This is a genomic window from Rhodomicrobium sp. R_RK_3, from assembly GCF_002198715.1.
Taxonomy (GTDB): Bacteria; Pseudomonadota; Alphaproteobacteria; order Rhizobiales; family Rhodomicrobiaceae; genus R-RK-3.
The window spans coordinates 1-15245 of sequence record NZ_MWLK01000037.1 but is presented as its reverse complement, the minus strand read 5'-3'; the positions used below and the strand labels follow the sequence as shown (position 1 = coordinate 15245).

General features: G+C 68.6%; 16 protein-coding genes. All 16 read right to left on the bottom strand.

The features are described from left to right. Positions 1–285: 285 nt before the first annotated feature. Positions 286–4245, bottom strand: coding sequence for a glycoside hydrolase/phage tail family protein (locus tag BLEFHOIH_RS23610; RefSeq protein ID WP_088348512.1), 3960 nt, complete (start codon positions 4243–4245; stop codon positions 286–288). A gap of 42 nt (positions 4246–4287) precedes the next feature. Next, entirely contained in the window at positions 4288–4713 is a 426-nt protein-coding gene (locus tag BLEFHOIH_RS23605; RefSeq protein ID WP_088348511.1) for an NlpC/P60 family protein, read from the bottom strand. A gap of 21 nt (positions 4714–4734) precedes the next feature. Then, positions 4735–5628 (bottom strand): DUF2163 domain-containing protein, encoded by an 894-nt coding sequence (locus BLEFHOIH_RS23600; RefSeq protein ID WP_088348510.1) that lies wholly within the window; start codon positions 5626–5628, stop codon positions 4735–4737. A 172-nt stretch (positions 5629–5800) separates the two neighbouring features. Further along, entirely contained in the window at positions 5801–6439 is a 639-nt protein-coding gene (locus BLEFHOIH_RS23595) for a DUF2460 domain-containing protein (protein ID WP_088348509.1), read from the bottom strand. A 320-nt stretch (positions 6440–6759) separates the two neighbouring features. Next, complete coding sequence (locus BLEFHOIH_RS23590; RefSeq protein WP_088348508.1) at positions 6760–7341, bottom strand: phage tail tape measure protein; 582 nt, start codon at positions 7339–7341, stop codon at positions 6760–6762. A gap of 9 nt (positions 7342–7350) precedes the next feature. Further along, complete coding sequence (locus tag BLEFHOIH_RS23585) at positions 7351–7545, bottom strand: rcc01693 family protein (RefSeq protein ID WP_088348507.1); 195 nt, start codon at positions 7543–7545, stop codon at positions 7351–7353. Then, positions 7542–7907 (bottom strand): gene transfer agent family protein, encoded by a 366-nt coding sequence (locus BLEFHOIH_RS23580; RefSeq protein WP_088348718.1) that lies wholly within the window; start codon positions 7905–7907, stop codon positions 7542–7544. The genes BLEFHOIH_RS23585 and BLEFHOIH_RS23580 overlap by 4 nt, the downstream gene beginning before the upstream one ends. A gap of 10 nt (positions 7908–7917) precedes the next feature. After that, complete coding sequence (locus BLEFHOIH_RS23575; protein ID WP_088348506.1) at positions 7918–8331, bottom strand: phage major tail protein, TP901-1 family; 414 nt, start codon at positions 8329–8331, stop codon at positions 7918–7920. 22 nt (positions 8332–8353) lie between these two features. Beyond that, entirely contained in the window at positions 8354–8761 is a 408-nt protein-coding gene (locus BLEFHOIH_RS23570; RefSeq protein WP_088348505.1) for a DUF3168 domain-containing protein, read from the bottom strand. Between the two features lie 142 nt (positions 8762–8903). Then, on the bottom strand, positions 8904–9275 hold the full coding sequence (locus BLEFHOIH_RS23565) for a hypothetical protein (RefSeq protein ID WP_088348504.1): 372 nt from the start codon (positions 9273–9275) through the stop codon (positions 8904–8906). After that, the gene (locus BLEFHOIH_RS23560) at positions 9272–9598 is read right to left on the bottom strand and encodes a phage head closure protein (protein ID WP_088348503.1); all 327 of its coding nucleotides are present in this window, start codon (positions 9596–9598) and stop codon (positions 9272–9274) included. Before BLEFHOIH_RS23560 ends, BLEFHOIH_RS23565 begins: the two co-directional genes overlap by 4 nt. After that, positions 9595–10173, bottom strand: a complete 579-nt coding sequence (locus BLEFHOIH_RS23555) for a head-tail connector protein (RefSeq protein WP_088348502.1) — start codon at positions 10171–10173, stop codon at positions 9595–9597. Before BLEFHOIH_RS23555 ends, BLEFHOIH_RS23560 begins: the two co-directional genes overlap by 4 nt. 601 nt (positions 10174–10774) lie before the next feature. Further along, positions 10775–12037: a phage major capsid protein gene (locus tag BLEFHOIH_RS23550; RefSeq protein ID WP_088348501.1), complete on the bottom strand. Its 1263-nt coding sequence runs from the start codon at positions 12035–12037 to the stop codon at positions 10775–10777. A 517-nt stretch (positions 12038–12554) separates the two neighbouring features. Continuing rightward, positions 12555–13175 (bottom strand): HK97 family phage prohead protease, encoded by a 621-nt coding sequence (locus BLEFHOIH_RS23540; protein ID WP_170937350.1) that lies wholly within the window; start codon positions 13173–13175, stop codon positions 12555–12557. 291 nt (positions 13176–13466) lie between these two features. Next, a complete protein-coding gene (locus BLEFHOIH_RS23535) occupies positions 13467–13724 on the bottom strand; it encodes a DUF2798 domain-containing protein (RefSeq protein WP_088348499.1) in 258 nt (85 codons plus the stop codon). A gap of 366 nt (positions 13725–14090) precedes the next feature. Next, positions 14091–15245: phage portal protein (locus tag BLEFHOIH_RS23530; protein WP_210191857.1), on the bottom strand; the 1155-nt coding region annotated here is incomplete at its 5' end.

Here is a 15245-nt window from a genome sequence, read left to right as displayed (position 1 = left end):
GAGTCTTATGTGCATCGGCGCATCCGCGCCGATGGTGTGCCCACTTGGCCGTGGGCCCCGGGGGGTAAACGGGAAGGCCGGACTCGCGGCCGGGCGCATTGCATCGGATCAAGTGGTCTTGTAAGAAGACTGTGCCCCAGGCCGCAGGCGGAGCGTCCGCGTAGGCCCCCCGGGGCCCACGGCCAAGTGGGCAAACGGCCAGCGCGGAGGCGCTGGCCAACGCTAAGAGTCTTGCCGCAATCACTGCGCCCGAGGCTGTCACCCGCCGGGAGCGCAGCGTCCGCGTCAGGGCACCAATGCCTCACGCACGGCGCCCCGCCCATAGGACGCGCCGAGCTGATAGACCCTGACCGTGTACTCCGCTTGCGGCGCGCCGAAATCGGCCGTCTGTTCGGCGTCGGTGTAGACCGCCAACGGCGTCGTCGCCGCGAGCGTGCGGACCACCGCCGCGCCGTCCATGACATCGACCTCATAGGCCTCGGCATCCTCGCCGAGCGGCACCTCGAGCTGGTCCCAGCCATCGCCGCCGATGCGGGTGCGTCGGACCCATGCAATCTCCAGCCCCCCCGCCACTCGCCGCCCGCCGACATGCACCGGCGACAGCGGCCGCAAGCCGACGCCGTCGAATGCGCGCACCACGCTCCGGTATGACGCATCGCCGATGTCGTAGCGGCTCGGGCCGTATTTCCAGTTGAAGGCGAGGCCGATATCCGCCTGCGCCATGTCCACCTGCACCAGCGCGCCGTTCAGCAGCACGAACCGCGCACCCGCAGCGACCGGCGCGCGCATCGCGCCCTCCGTGCCCGCTTGCCCGCGCAGCAGGCCGGTCAGCTCGTAGGTCCGCGCGCCGATGAGCGCGGCATCGCGGAACTGCACGACCTCCCATGCGCCATCGGCATTCTCGACGGCACAGACATTTGCGCCTCCGAGCACCAGCAATTCGCCCGCCGACGACAATTCGCCCGCGGACAGCACCACCCGTAAGCTGTTGCCCTCGTCCCAGCGCGACGTCGGCCCGTCGTAAAACGCGGCGTCCGTCACCCCGACTACCGCAGGCGTCGTGGCAAGCGCCTTTAGCGCGAAGCCTGATGTCGTCGGCGAGCGGTAGAACGCCACACTGCCCGGCCATGGATCACCAAAAGCCGCAACGGTCCCGGCGTGAGCGACCTCGTCGCCGCGAATGAGCGGCAGATCGAGGAACACCCCCAATTGCTGCCCATAGATCGCGGGCGCCGCCGCGACAGGGGCGCGCACCGGACTGGCGAAAGCATCGTAAAGCTGCGGCTCGATCGACATCGCTTCGGCCTCGACCCCCTCGCCGACGGTCAACCCGGTCAGGCGCAACGGCACGCTCCGCCCATTCGCATCGAGGCTCACCACGTCCGACGCATCAAGCGCGATCCGCGACGGCGGCAGCACGAAGGCCCCGCGCTCGCGGCTCGCCCAGGTTTCCTGCACCATGGTCTCGGCGATGCCGCGCGCGGCCTGATAGGTCGTCACCATGGGCAACCGCGCCGAGGCGATCCGCGCCGCATTGCCGGAGATGCGCCGCCCCTCCGCCGAGCCCTGCTGATAATCGCGGTCGCCATCGATGAAGATGACTTTCGCCGAGCGCGGCAGGTCGCTTTCCTGCGCGCGGGTCAGCTCGTAGCGCGGCCGGCTGGGCGAGGTCTCGACCAGCTCATCGGCAGTCAGGCTGGCCGCGATGCCCGCCCGCCCACGATGGGCGAAGCGGATGCGGCCTTGCGCCTCAAAGCTGTCGAAGAAGAAGGCGGCTTCCAGCGGCTGCAAGGCATCGCGCGCCGACATCACCCGGTCGATGACATAGCCTGCCATCGCACCGGCGAGCTGCCCGGCGTCGAAATCTGAGAAGCCGTGATCGCCCAGCAGCTTGGCGACGGTCTCGGCGAGCGGGGCGTCGGAGACGCGGCCGGTCAGCCAATGGCCGAGCTGCCAGTTGTCGCCATCCGACCAGACCGTGCGCAGCGCCGGGAAGGCGGGGTAGGGCCGCGCATCCCAGGTGTAGAGCATGATGCGCGCGGCATCGACCATGCGGCCGTCATAGACGCCGCTGGCCGGGTTCTGCGCCTCGGCGAAATCGGCGTGCGCCGCGTCGTACCATTCCAGGAAGGCGCGCAGATACCGCCGCTGGATCAGGTCGTCGCGGATGCCGCGCGAGAAATGGGGGAAAAAGCTCTCCGAACTTTTCGGATCGTAAAAGACGTTCGGCTGGTTCGAGCCCTTGTCGACGGCCGGACAGCCCAGCTCGGTGAACCAGATCGGCTTGCCCTCCGGCACCCACCCGGTCGGCGTGCCGCTCTCGACGCCGCCGGGGCGGTCGAAATGCGGCTGCGACCACCAGGAGCGCAGATCCTTGAAGCGGAACACCCACGGCTTGGCATAAGCGGCATCGGTGATCGGCGTGCGGATTTGCGCGGCGCGGTCGGCCTCGGAGGCATAGAAGAAGTCAAACCCCTCGCCGCCCTCGATATTGGCCTTCAGATAGTCGAGGTCGTGGATGAAGCGGGTGCCGCCGGCATAGTCGAGATGATCGGTGCCGTCGCGCCAGTCGGAGAGCGGCCAGTAATTGTCGATGGCGACCGCGTCGATATTGGCGTCCGACCAGAGCGGGTCGAGATGGAAGTGGACATCGCCCGAGCCGTCGGCGGGCTGGTGGCCGAAATATTCCGACCAGTCCGCCGCATAGGTGACCTTCGCGCCCGGCAGGATGGTCTTCACATCCGCCGCCAGCGCGATCAGCGCAAGGACGAACGGGTAGCTGCTGGCGCTGTCGCGAACCCAGGTCAGGCCGCGCATTTCCGAGCCGATGACGAAGGCATCGACGCCGCCCGCCGCCGCGCAGAGTTCTGCGCAATGCAGGATGAAGCGGCGGTAGCTCCATTCATCCGGGCCGCTGTAGATGACCGCGCCGCCCGCGATGGAGAAATCCGCAGGCGCGGCGGTGCCGACGAAGGCGTCGATCTGCGCCTGCGCGGCGCTCGTCTGATCCGGACTGCCGATCTCGCCCGGCGCCGGATCGCAGGTGATGCGCCCGCGCCAGGGAAAAGCCGGCTGATCGGCCCCGCCGGTGTAGGGATCGGCAAGGCCGTTCGCTTCGGGAATGTCCATCAGCAGGAACGGCGTAAAAATCACGTCGAAGCCGCGCGCGGACAAATCCGCGATGGCGGCGATGATCGTCTTGTCCGACGGCGTGCCGCCATAGGCCGGGCGCACGCCATGGGTCGAGACCGCCTCCGCCGCGGCGCGCGTCAGGCCGGCGACGCCCCAGGAGATCGGCGTGGTGCCTTCGCCCTTGTCATGGCTGTCGACCTTCGGCTTGATCTCACACGCGCCGCAGCGCAGATCCGAGCCGAACCAGGCCGAGAACAGCGAGATCGCGCCGCAATTGGGCAGCGTCGCCTGCAACTGGTCCATGGAGACGGCGAAATCGCTCGGCCCCAGCGTCGTATGCCGGTTCTCCGAATAGCTGCCGCCGCCGCCGGCATCGACGCGCACCTCGCCCGGGTGATAGGCGAATTCGCCCGCTGCCGGGATCAGCGTCATGCCGCGCACCTGTCCCTCGAAGGCATCGACGGCGCGAAACACCTCGAAATTGAGCTGCGGGATGCGGTTGCCGAAATCCTCCAGCGGCAGACGCTCGAAGACGACATAGGCCGTGCCGCGATAGGCGGGCGCGTTGCCCGCGCCTTCCTTGGCCTCGATCAGGCTGTCGGGCGCTTGCGTTTCGGAGCCGGTATAGACGCGGTAGATGTAATCCGAGAGCGTGATCTCGTCGCCATCGGCCCAGACCCGGCCGAGCCGCGTGATTTCCCCCTCGCAGAGGGCGACAGCGAAATTGGCGAAGTAGCGGTAGGTGCTGCGGCTCGCGCCGCCGCCGCTGTTGAGGCCCTTGCCCGAGCCGCCCGCGCTGGCGCTGGTCACTTCCTCCTCGAAATTCGTCGCCCAGATGATCTGGCCGCCGAGCCGGGCGCGTCCGTAGAGGCGCGGCATGTCCGCGCCTTCGGTCGAGGCGGTGACGTTGAGGTCGGCGAGGCGCGGGCCGTCGCGGGCGATTTCCTGTCCGGTCGCGCCGAACAGCGACTGATCGATATAGGCCCCTGCCAGCGCGCCGACCGCCCGGCCGAGCGCCGCCCCGGTCAGGGTGGCGCCGAGGAAGGAGAAGCCGCCGGGCAGCAGCGCCGAACCCGCCGCCGAGCCGATCGCCGAAAGTGCCAGTGTCGCCATGTAGTTGAGTCCCTGAAGATGATGGGTCGCGGCGGTTCAGACTCAGACCGGCTCGGGGAAGCGGAAGGCGGCGGCGATGCGGCGGCGCCACCATGGCGAGAGGCAGATCTCGCAGACCGGGGCGCCTTCGACGGCGTGAATCATCCGGTCCGGGGCGGTGAGGATGGCCGAGTGCTTGGCCGCCGCGCCCGGACGCAGGCGGAACACCAGCACGTCGCCCGGCCGGGCGTCGGCAGTGTTGACGCGGGTCAGATGGCGCGCGGCAGCCTCGAGCATGGTTTCGACGCCGGAGGCTTCGGCCCAGTCGCGGCTATAGGGCGGCGGCGCCTCGGCGGGACGGCCAAACGCTTCCGCATAGACGCCGCGCACCAGGCCGAGGCAGTCGCAGCCGACGCCCTTCAGCGAAGCTTGATGATGGTACGGCGTGCCCAGCCACGAGCGGGCCAGCGCAACGATGTCCGCTCGCATTGGAGAGATCCTTGGCGGAGGTCAGGCATTCATGCTGGCGCCGTCATTGCCTGGATCGCCGGAGACGGGATAGGCGAGCACGAAGCGGTTGCCGGGGATGTGCGGGAAGCCGCGGAAATTGACGGCGTTGGCGAATTTGGCCTGGCAGGTCGGGAAGGTCTTGTCGCAGCCCGCCGTGATGGTGAAGGCGTCGCCGGGCGCGATGGGGCTTGGCATGGAGCGCCAGAGTTCGATTTCGGCGGATGGGTTGGAGAGGCTGAAGCGTTTCACCTCCATCTGGCGGCCGGCATTGGCGCCCTCCGTCCAGGAGAGCAGGCCGCCCGCGAACCAGTTCTCGGCGAAGGCGTCGAGGCCGGTGGCGGTGAAGAGGTAGCGGGTGGCGGCGGCGGCGACCGCGCCGCTGCCGGTGAAGGCCGGGTCGTCCAGATCGATGCCGCAGCGGGCATCGCCGAGCGTCGCGTCGCAGGCATATTGGTAGGTGCGGCCCTGCTGCTGGTCGAGCGCATGGGCGAGGCCGCGCAGCTCGGCGGTGAAGGCCGTCTCGCCGCGCTTCACCTCGCCGATGGAGCCGCTCATCATCAGGAGGCGCTGGGAGGGCTCGGCCCAATTCACGCGCCAGATCTCGATCCGCGCGGCGTCGAAGAGGCCGCCGGCGAGGTCGGATTCGTTGAGACGGTCGGACTGCAATGCGCCGCTGACGTCGAGATTGTCGATGGACAGGCCGACGGATTGGCGGATGTCGGAGCTGGTGAAGCCGCTGGCGGCCCCGAAGGTGGTGCCGTCGAAGGCGATGTCGCGGTCGTGGTCGGTGAAGCCGTAGACGGTGGCGTCGGCGCGGATGAGACGCCAGCACCACGCCAGGGTGGTCGCGCCCGAGTCGAGGTGCGTCTGAAGGCCGGGGGGGAGGGTTTTCATGGAGACTCACAGTTTGGCGGCCGCTCCGGGGCGCAGGGCCGCGAGTCGGGACTATCCGTTGACCCGCCGGGGCCCACGGCCAAGTGGGCAAACCCATCGGCGCGGATGCGCCGATGCACGTAAGAGTCTTGCCGCGGGCAAAGCGTCTCCGCTGACCCGAAAGAACCCAGGTTCAGGCCCGGATCTCGACCACCGGGATTGCCGGGATCGAGCCGTGGCGGAAACCGTCGAGATTCACCGAGAGCTGGTCGGTGTCGAAGCGGACGGGCACGTCGAATTCGAAGCCTGCGGTGATGGCGCTGCCCGTCTCTGGGATGGCGCCCGCCTCGAAGCTGACCAGCCCCGTGGCGTAGTCGCAGAGGAAATCCACGCCCTCGGTCTGCGGCACCCCATCCACGGCGACGAGCAGCGCGCCCGCGACCGGCTTGGTGATCGCGCGCGACCAGGGCGCGAAGCTGGAGCCATAGGTTTTGACGAGCTGGAACTCCGCAGTCGCCCCATCGCCGTTGCCGATGGCTTGGTCACTCGCCGCCACCACGCCGCTCGCCGCGCAGCTTTTGCAATCGGCATGATCCTTCCAGCGGAAGCCGTGCAGACGCCCGCGCCGCTCCTCGAAGAACGCGATCACCGCCTGCAGGTCATCGAGCGATTTGACGCCGAAGCCCGCATCGTAGCGGCGGCGGCTGTCGGCCCAGCGCTGGTTGCGCTCCTCATGCCCCGAGCCGAGCACGACGATGTCGGTGCGCCGCTCCGGCCCGCCGCTGGCGCCGAAGGAGATCGCGGTCGGGAAGCGGATGTCGTGAAAGGCCATGGGGGTCCTGGGGGATGAGAAGCACTGTCATCCCCGCGAAAGCGGGGATCCAGTAAAGGGCAAACTGTCTCAAAGGCACGGTCTTCGCCGCGACCGCCGCGGAGTACTGGATTCCCGCCTTCGCGGGAATGACAACTATAAGGACGACGGATGCAGCCGATGCCGCGCCAAGATCTCGGAGATCAACGCAAACACCGTGCTCGCGGCAAGACTCTTACGTGTGCATCGGCGCATCCGCGCCGATGGTGTGCCCACTTGGCCGTGGGCCCCGGGGGGTCAACGGAGACACCCGGACGCGCGGCCTTGCTTACAGCCAGCCCCTATAAATTCCGCTGCCCCCTGCCGACCGCGCGAGACAGCATCGCCCCGATCTGAGTCTCGGAGCGCCGGAAACTCTCGGCATCGGGCGTCGAAATATGCATCGTCACGGACACCGCGCCGCCGCCTTGCGTGCGCACGCCCAGCCTGCCATCGGTACCGCGCGCCAGCGGCATGATCGCCTCCGGACCGGCCTCGCCCGCGAGCCCCGTTCTCCCGCCGCCGAGCGGAAAGCTGACCGGCGCGGCGATCACCCCACCTTGCGCGAACGGCTTCGGCATCGGCGATCCGACCACCCCGCCCTTCGCGAACGGCGTCACGCCCTTGAGCAACCCGGCCAGCCCGTCGCCGATGGCGCTGCTGAAGGGCTGCACCGCCGAGCGCAGCGCCACGCGCGAGAGGTCGAGCGCCAGGGATCGCAGCGTATTGCCAAAACTCTCACCGGAGAAGACGGCGTCCTCGAACGCGCCTGTGATCTTGCGCCCGAAGGCGCTGCCGAGCCGTTCGAGCTCCATCAGCTTTTGCCGCGCCTCGGTGGTGTCGGCGCCGACGCGGACGGACAGGCTGGCGACGGTCTCGGTCATCGGAAATCCTCAGCTATCGGGGAAGCGGCGCATGAGATCGGCAAAATCCGCCCGCGCGAAGGGCGAGGCCGCGCCGGGCAGACCGGCCGCCCCGCGCAAGGCGAGCCTCAATTCGCGCGGCGTCATCGACCAGAAGGCGGCGGGCGCGAGCCTCAGCACGCCGAGACCGGCGGCAATGGCATCGTCCCAGGGGAAGGGCGTCAGTCCGCCGCTTCCCCCGCCGACTTTCCCGGCGTCCGGTCCTCCGCGATCGGCTTTGCCGCGCCGAAGGTCGCGGTCAGCAACGCGACGACGATCTCCACGAACCCGGCCGCACCGCCATCGGCCTGCATCCGCGCGACCTGTGCTTCGTCCAGCTCATTGCCGCCGCCGCGCAGACCGGCCGCGATGATGCGGATGGCATCGCGCGCGCCGAGCCGGCCGGCCTCGAACCGCTCCGCCAGCGCCAGCATATCCGACGCGCCGAACGCGTCCTCGAGCTCCGCCAGCGCGCCGAGCGTCAGGCAGAGCCGGTAGGGCCGTCCGTCGAGCACGGCCTCGACCTCTCCGCGATGGCGGTTGACCATGGCTTGGCCCTCAAGCGGCGGCAAAAGTCAGCGCGCCGGCGGATTCCAGCGCGATTTCGAAAGTCAGCTCGTTGTCGTGGCTGCCGGAATATTCGAGCGCGGTGATCTGGAACGCGCCCTCGACCGTGCCGAAATCGGGGATCGCCACCTGCCAGTCGCGGATGGTCCCGGCGAAGAAATAGCCGCGCACGGTCTCATCCGATGCGGCGTCCTTGAAGATGCCGCTGCCGGAAAGCCGCGCGGTCTTCACCCCCGCCCCGGCCAGCAATTCGCGCCATTCATCGGCGGATTCGGTGTGGGTGATGTCGACGGTCGCCGCATTGAAGGCGAGGCTGCGGGCGCGCAGGCCAGCGACGGTCGCAAAACTGCCGGAGCCGGTCGCATCGACTTTCAGCAGGAGGTTCTTGCCGCGTTGGGCCGCCATGGGGATCTCCAAAAATGGGGGGCTAGATCAGCGGCGCGGTCATCGCGCGGAAGCGCAGCACGCCGTGATATGTCTCGCCATCGGGGTCGCGTTTCAGGTCGGAAAACTGGTGCGCGAGATTGACCAGCCGGTTGTCGTCGAGTGTCAGCTCGGCGCCGTCGAGCACCTCGCGCACGGCGTCGGCGATGGCATAGGCTTCGCGCTTGCCCTCCTGGCGCGACCAGACATGCAGCATCAGCACATGCTCGGAGCCGCGCTCGGTGCCGGTGCTCCAGTCGCGCAATTGCATCTGGTCGATGACGACGAAGGGGAAGGCGGCGTTTTGCGGCACGTGGTCGTAGAGGCCGGTGTCGATCAGGGCGGTGAGTTGCGCGTCGGCGGCGAGGGCGGTGTAGACGGTTTTTTGCAGGTCCCAGCCAGGATTGGTCATGAAGAGGTCCTTTGCGGGAGGGTGATTATGGAGGCGTCATTCCCGCGAAGGGGGGAAAGTAATGGGGCTGGCATCGGCCGGAGGGCTGAACGCAACTTCCGCGGCCACTGGATTTCCGCCTTCGCGGGAAGGACAGGAATGGCTAGGGTTTGCCCGGCGCTGCGAGCCAGCGCTTGACCGCGTCCACGATGCCGGGGCGCGCATCATCCAGCGACGGCTCAAGCCATGGCGTCGCGGCTCGGCCGAGGCTGCCGAATTCGAGATGCCAGCCATAATCGAGCGGCGTGCCGACCTTGTACCCGGCGCCATCGCTCGCGGCTTCCACCGTCAGCGAGGCGGCGAGCGCGCCGGAGCGGCTATCGGGCGGCTGGCCGTCCGCAAGCTTTACACGCGCAGCGCCGCAAATGCTTTCCGCCGCCGTCTCCAAAACCTCCGCAAGGCCACTCGGGTCGGCGATCCGTTCCAGGGCGTCGCCAAAAGCTCCAAGCCCTTCAATACGCGCGTCCAGCTTCATTGATCGCGCCTTTCGCAAAGGCAGCTCAGGAAGCGCCCGCGACCATCCTTGTCCAGCACGGCGAGGATGTGAAACACCTCAGACCCCCGCCGGAACCGCATCGCCGGCACCACATCCGCGCGGTGGCGGATCATGATCAGCACCGCCGCCGTCCCCGTCACCCGGTCCGCGCCCACCACCTCCTTGCCGCCCGTCGCCTCGACCAGACCCCAGACCTCAGCGACCTCCTCCCAGGAGACGGCAGCGCCGCCGCCGCCATCCCCGGTGCGCTCCGCCCGCTCGATGGTCAAACGGTGGCGCAGCCGTCCGATGCGCGGCCTCACAGTTTCGCCCCGCGATAGGGCGCGATCAAGCTGGCGACGCTGCCCGGCACCGGGTCGGCGCTCTCGCCGAACAGCACCGGCTCGCGCGCTTCGTACCAATGCGCGACCAGGAGCTTGATCGCCAGGCGCACCGGCATCGGCACGTCCTCGGCGGCCTCGCCATAGCCGGCGGTGAAGGCGATCTCGATGCCGTTGACGGCGCGGCCGGGCAGCGGCCAGCTTTGCCCATCATGCCGGGCGAGGCGCGGCCGCCTCGACGCCGCGTCGACGGCAAACAGCGCGGGATCGAGCGTCACCGAGCTGCCGGTCGGGCCGTAGAGCCGCACCGCGTCGACGCCGATCAGCGGCGCCAGCGGCAATTCGACAGGCGCGGCCTCGGGCCATCGGTCGAGATAGAGCGACCAGCTCTGGCTGATCAGCGCGAGATCGAGGCAGCGCTCGATATGGAGCCGCGCCGCCAGGATCAGGCTGGCAACCAGCACGTCCTCGGCATCGCCATCGACGCGGCAATGGGCCTTGGCCTCGGCCAGCGTGATCGGCTCGACGGAAGGGCCGGCGGTCAAAATCAGGGGCATTTTGCGGACCTCGGGAGGGGAAGGCGCGGGCGCAAAGGACCGCCGCCCGAAGGCAGCGATCCGATTTGCGGGACAGAAGAGAGATAAGAGTTGAGGCCGCGATGGGGGAGGGCATCGCGGCCTCGGGCCCGGACGGGCCATCGCGCTGGGGGGCAGCGCTTAGTGGTTACCTATGTAGGTTTGCCCGCGTCCGACAGGAATAGGAAAAGCAAAATTTTTTACCTCGGCATAGAGCCGGGAATCTGCGTACCGGGACGAAACGGGCCTTGCTGCACCAAACGGCATATAAGGAGTATAACCGATTGGTTATGGCTATCATTTCAAGGAGATACAGACGCAACCCCGTTGCTCTGATAGTTTAGAGACGGAGATTTCGAATCGCCCCTCATCGATTCGATTTCCCCAGATTTCAGCGAAACTGTGGCAGGCGTGGCCGATTTGCATAAGGAGCATTACAACATCCTAGATCACGATGATTTTGGCTTGGGTCGGACCAAAATCATGAACGGTGATCTGGTTCTTACATTTAGAGCGGGATGACGATCGGGAGACCGGCGCCGCTTTCCCCATCCCGCTCTATGGCCAAAGCGGCCAACCGGGATCAGGCGTCGGCGAATTTCAGCAGCTTGATGGCGTTGAAATCCTGGACACCGCCGCCGACGCGCTTGGTGGTGTAGAACAGCACATAGGGCTTGGACGAGAACGGGTCGCGCAGGATGCGGATGCCGATGCGGTCGACCACCAGATAGCCGCGCCCGAAATCGCCGAAAGCGATCGAATAGCTGTCGGCGGCGATGGCCGGCATATCCTCGGTTTCGGCGATCGGGAAGGTCATCAGCGTCGCGCCCTGCCCGGCCTGCTCGCCCGGACGCCAGATGTAATTGCCGTCATCGTCCTTGATCTTGCGGATCTCGGCCTGGGTGGAGCGGTTCATCACCCAATGCGCATTGGCGCGGTAGGCCGATTTCAGGGTGTAGACGAGGTCGATCAGCGTGTCGGCCGCGCTGCCGGCGGCGAAACCGCCATCCGCGCCGGTCAGGATGTAGCCGATCTTGTCCCAGGCCCAGCTCGACTCGGCGATCTTGGTGTAGCTGAGGAAGCCTTTCGGCTTGTTGGTGCCGTCGCCCGAGACGAAGGCGAGATTTTCCTGCTCGGCGAAGGCGATGCGGACTTCCTCGGCCACCCATTCGTCGATATTGACGGCGGCGTCCTCCAGCAGCGTCTGGGTCGCCGCCGGCATGGCGTAGAGCTCCATGGTCGGAAAGGCGAGTTCGGCCAGGGTCGGCGCGTTGGTCTGTGCGCGTGTGCCGGTCTCGGCAACCCAGCCGGTCGCCGCGCCGGTGATGGCGAAGGGTTTCTTGTAGACATTGCGGGAGACCTGCCGGATGCCGGAAATCGCCCGGATCGGCGAGGCGTCGCGCAGCGCGCGCATGACGCCGGCCTCGATCTCCTCCGGCACCAGATAGCCGCCATCGGCATCGACGCTGGCGGAGAGCGACTTCTCCTCCAGCCGGCGCAGATTTTGCGCCTCGCCGCGCCGCATATAGGTCTCGAAGGCGGCCTTGTGCTCGGCCGTGACGCCGCTCCAGGCCGCGCCGCCGCCCCGCTGCGGGCGCGACGCCTTCAGCACGAGCTGGTCGACCGTGGACTTGTAGTCGTCGAGGGCGCGGTTGATGCGGTCGAGCTTTTCCGTGGTCACCACGTCGGCCGACATGCGCCGCTCGATCTCGCCGAGGCGGCGGTCATTGGTGTCCTTGAACGCCTCGAAGGCGCTGAGGAAATCGTCATAGCTCTCGCCGATGCCGGAAGCGCCCGGCCGCGCGGCCTTGTTCTCCCACTCGGCAGGAGCGGTATAGTCGGTCATGTCATCCTCATGGGTTGCTGGAAGCGGTGCGGGCGACGCCCGGCGCAGGGCGGCGCGCGTGAATGGTTCAAGGGGGCTGGCTGGAAAGCGACCGGCGAGCCTGCGATCCGCACAACTCGGCAATCTTAACCCCGTCGCCCGGCGGGCGAGAGCCGGGGCATACTCGCCTCTCCGCGACCAGGGTGCCCGCTGGTCCGCGCGTGGGTCCCGCCGCTGACGGCCCCCGGGACGACAGAGGCGGAGGCGCGAATAAAAAGGACCGAGGGCAAGGCGTGCCGGGCGGGGAGGCGAGGCTCCATTGACGCCGCGTCCGGTCTGATCTCCGAGAGCAATTCCGGCGCCGTTACCAGCTCGCGCACGCCCTCGGTGCGCTCCTCGCCGAAGGCTTCGACTGGCACCATTCGGCGAGCGTGGCGATGTCCAGGCGGGCGCAATTGGGCCTGACGCCCGAGCAGGCCTCCCGGTCCCGAGCCTGGGCAAGAGATGAGGATCGCGGGAAAGGCTTCCGGCGCAATTCTCACGGTCGCGCAAGACGGAGGCCCCCGCCCGGCCGGGTCTCGCGCCGCGCCGGGGAGAGCGCGGCGGGGCGAGATCCGGGGCGGCCCGAAGGGCCGGCGCTCAGAGCCGGGGAAAAGGCGGCGAGCGTCCGGCACGGCCGGGCGGGGGACCCTGCTGAGGGCGCGCCGCGCTTTACGGCGCTCACGCGCGCACCGGGCAGCATGGGGAAGGTGACGATGGAGACCTCCCAAAGGTCGATTTCGACCAGGCGGCGCTGGCCGGTGCGGGCGTCGCGCAGCGCTTTCTGGGCGCGGAAGCCGATGGAGAGGCCGTCGATGGCCCCTTCGCGCAGCAGCGCCAGGATCTCGCGGGCACGGGCGACGCCCTCGATCAGCCGGCCGCGCACATAGAGCCCGCGCGCATCCTCGCGGATCTCGTCCCAGGCGCCGATGGGCTCGGCCGGGTCGTGCTGGAACAGCATGCGGATGTTCTGCGCACCGCGCCGGGCGAGCGAGGCGCGGAAGGCGCCCGGCATGACCAGGTCGCGGCTCTGGTCCTCGGCGCCGAACAGGCTGGCATAGCCTTCGAAGGCGCCATGGGCGGCAAGCCGCGGGCGGGCGAGACTGACGGGTGATGGCACGGGGCGGTCGCCTCTCGCGGATGGGCGCGGGCGCCGCGCTGCCGGCGGCAGGGCGGGCTGGCGCCGGGGCGGAAATGGGAAAGCCGCCCGGAGGCGGCGCTTGACGCGGCGAAGGGGAGGCACGGTGCGCCTGGCGAAGCGCTAGCCGCGCCCGACCGGCTCGACCAGCGTGCCGACGACGCGCCGCACCCCGGCAGCACGGCCGGCTGGCGCCGGGGGCGGAAATGGCAAAGCCGCCCGCAGGCGGTTCTCGTCGCAGCGAAGGGGAGGCACCGTCCGTCCGGCGAAGCGCTAACCGCGCGCGGCCGGCTCGACCAGCTTGCCGACGACCCGCCGCACCGCCGGCAGCAGCACCAGCAGCGCCGGGAAGGCGATGAGCCAGGACAGCTCCCACGCGCCGATCCAGGCGCCGATCAGCCCCCGCTCCAGCCCGACATTCTTCAGCGTCGAGACGAAGGAAATCAGCCCCGACATCAGGATGGAGACGAAGAGCGGCACCAGCAGGGCCGCGTAGCGCGCAGGCAGGCGCTTGAGTTTCGGTATCGACATAATGCCTCGAATGATGCGCCCCACGCGCCTGCCACGAGCGGAGCCCGTGGCAAATCCCGATTGCGGCAGCGTAGCCGGGCGGCAGCCGCGCCGGCTGACGTCGATGCTTTGCAGCTGCGCTTTCGATGCGGCGTGGCGTTTATAGCGAGGCGCGGATGGCGAGGCAAGGCGCGGAAGCGGAGCGGGAGGCAGCCAACCGGATTCCGGGGGCGCGAGGCCGGCCATAGGTGCCGCGCTCGCGGCCAGGAGGCCGGGCGCACGCGCACAATCCCGCAGCCGCGCCAACGGCAAACGGCGGATGGCAAGTCGAGCGTATCGAGCCCCCGCGCGAAGCGTAGGTCATCCGGTGCCCGCGCGCCCAGCCGGTTACCCGGCGCCCACACTCGCGTCACCCACGCCGAGCGGCCCGAGCCCGACCGCCGCGCGCTTCTCGTCGACGGTGAGGAAATCCGCGCGCTGGACGCGGTCCCACAGGCTGGCGCGATCGGCGGACAGCGCGTCGACCGCATCGAGCGCCGGGCGCAGTTGCAGCCACTCGCCATAGGCCGGCCCGAGCCAGACCGACAGCGCCTTCAGCGTCCGCCCGACGAGGCCTAGCACCGTCTGCCGCCAGAAGACGCGGTTCGCCTCCTGGTAGTTCGAATAGGTATTGTCGCCAGGGATGCCGAGCAGCATCGGCGGCACGCCGAGCGCCAGCGCGATCTCCCGCGCCGCCACATGTTTCGCCTCGATGAAATCCATGTCCTTCGGCGACAGCGACATGGTCTTCCAGTCCAGCCCGCCCTCCAGCAGCAGCGGACGCCCGGCATTCATCGCACCCTGGTAATTCTCGGCGAGCTCCGCCTTCAGCCGCGCGAACTGCTCCTCGCTCAGATGCCCGTCGGCACCCGTATAGACCAGCGCGCCGGACGGGCGCGCCGCGTTGTCGAGCAGCGCCTTGTTCCAGGCCGACGCCGCATTATGCAGATCGACCGCCGCCGACGCCGCCTCGACCGGGCTCATCCCGTAATAATCGTTCGACGGGTTGAACAGCGCCATATGCAGGATCGGCCGCAGCCCGCGCTCCGGCGACTGGCGGAAGCGCACCGACACGCCATTGGCGCTATAGTCATAAGCCTCCGGCCAGCCATCGCCGCCCGCGACGATCTTCATCCGGTCGGGCCTGAGCACGTGTAATTCGCGCAAGCTACCACCGACGCTGACCGCCTCGATATACGCATTGCCGGCGATGAGCAGATATCCGTACCAGTCCTCGAGCAGGTCGGTGCCGCAGCAGCCGGCATTCGGCGCGGCGATGAGGTCGAGCAGCGGGTGCTCGGCGATCTCGGCGGCGCCGTTGAACAGGCGGATCGGCACCGAGGCAGCGGATTCGGCGATCAGCCGGATGGCGCGGTAGACCACCGGATTGCGCGCATAGCCCTCGCGCGCGAAACCGGCATAGTCGCGCGGCGTCCAGACCGGCTGGCCGGTGTGGTGCAGGGCGATCAGGGGCGCGGTGGCGGAGGATTTTGTGGCGGGGGC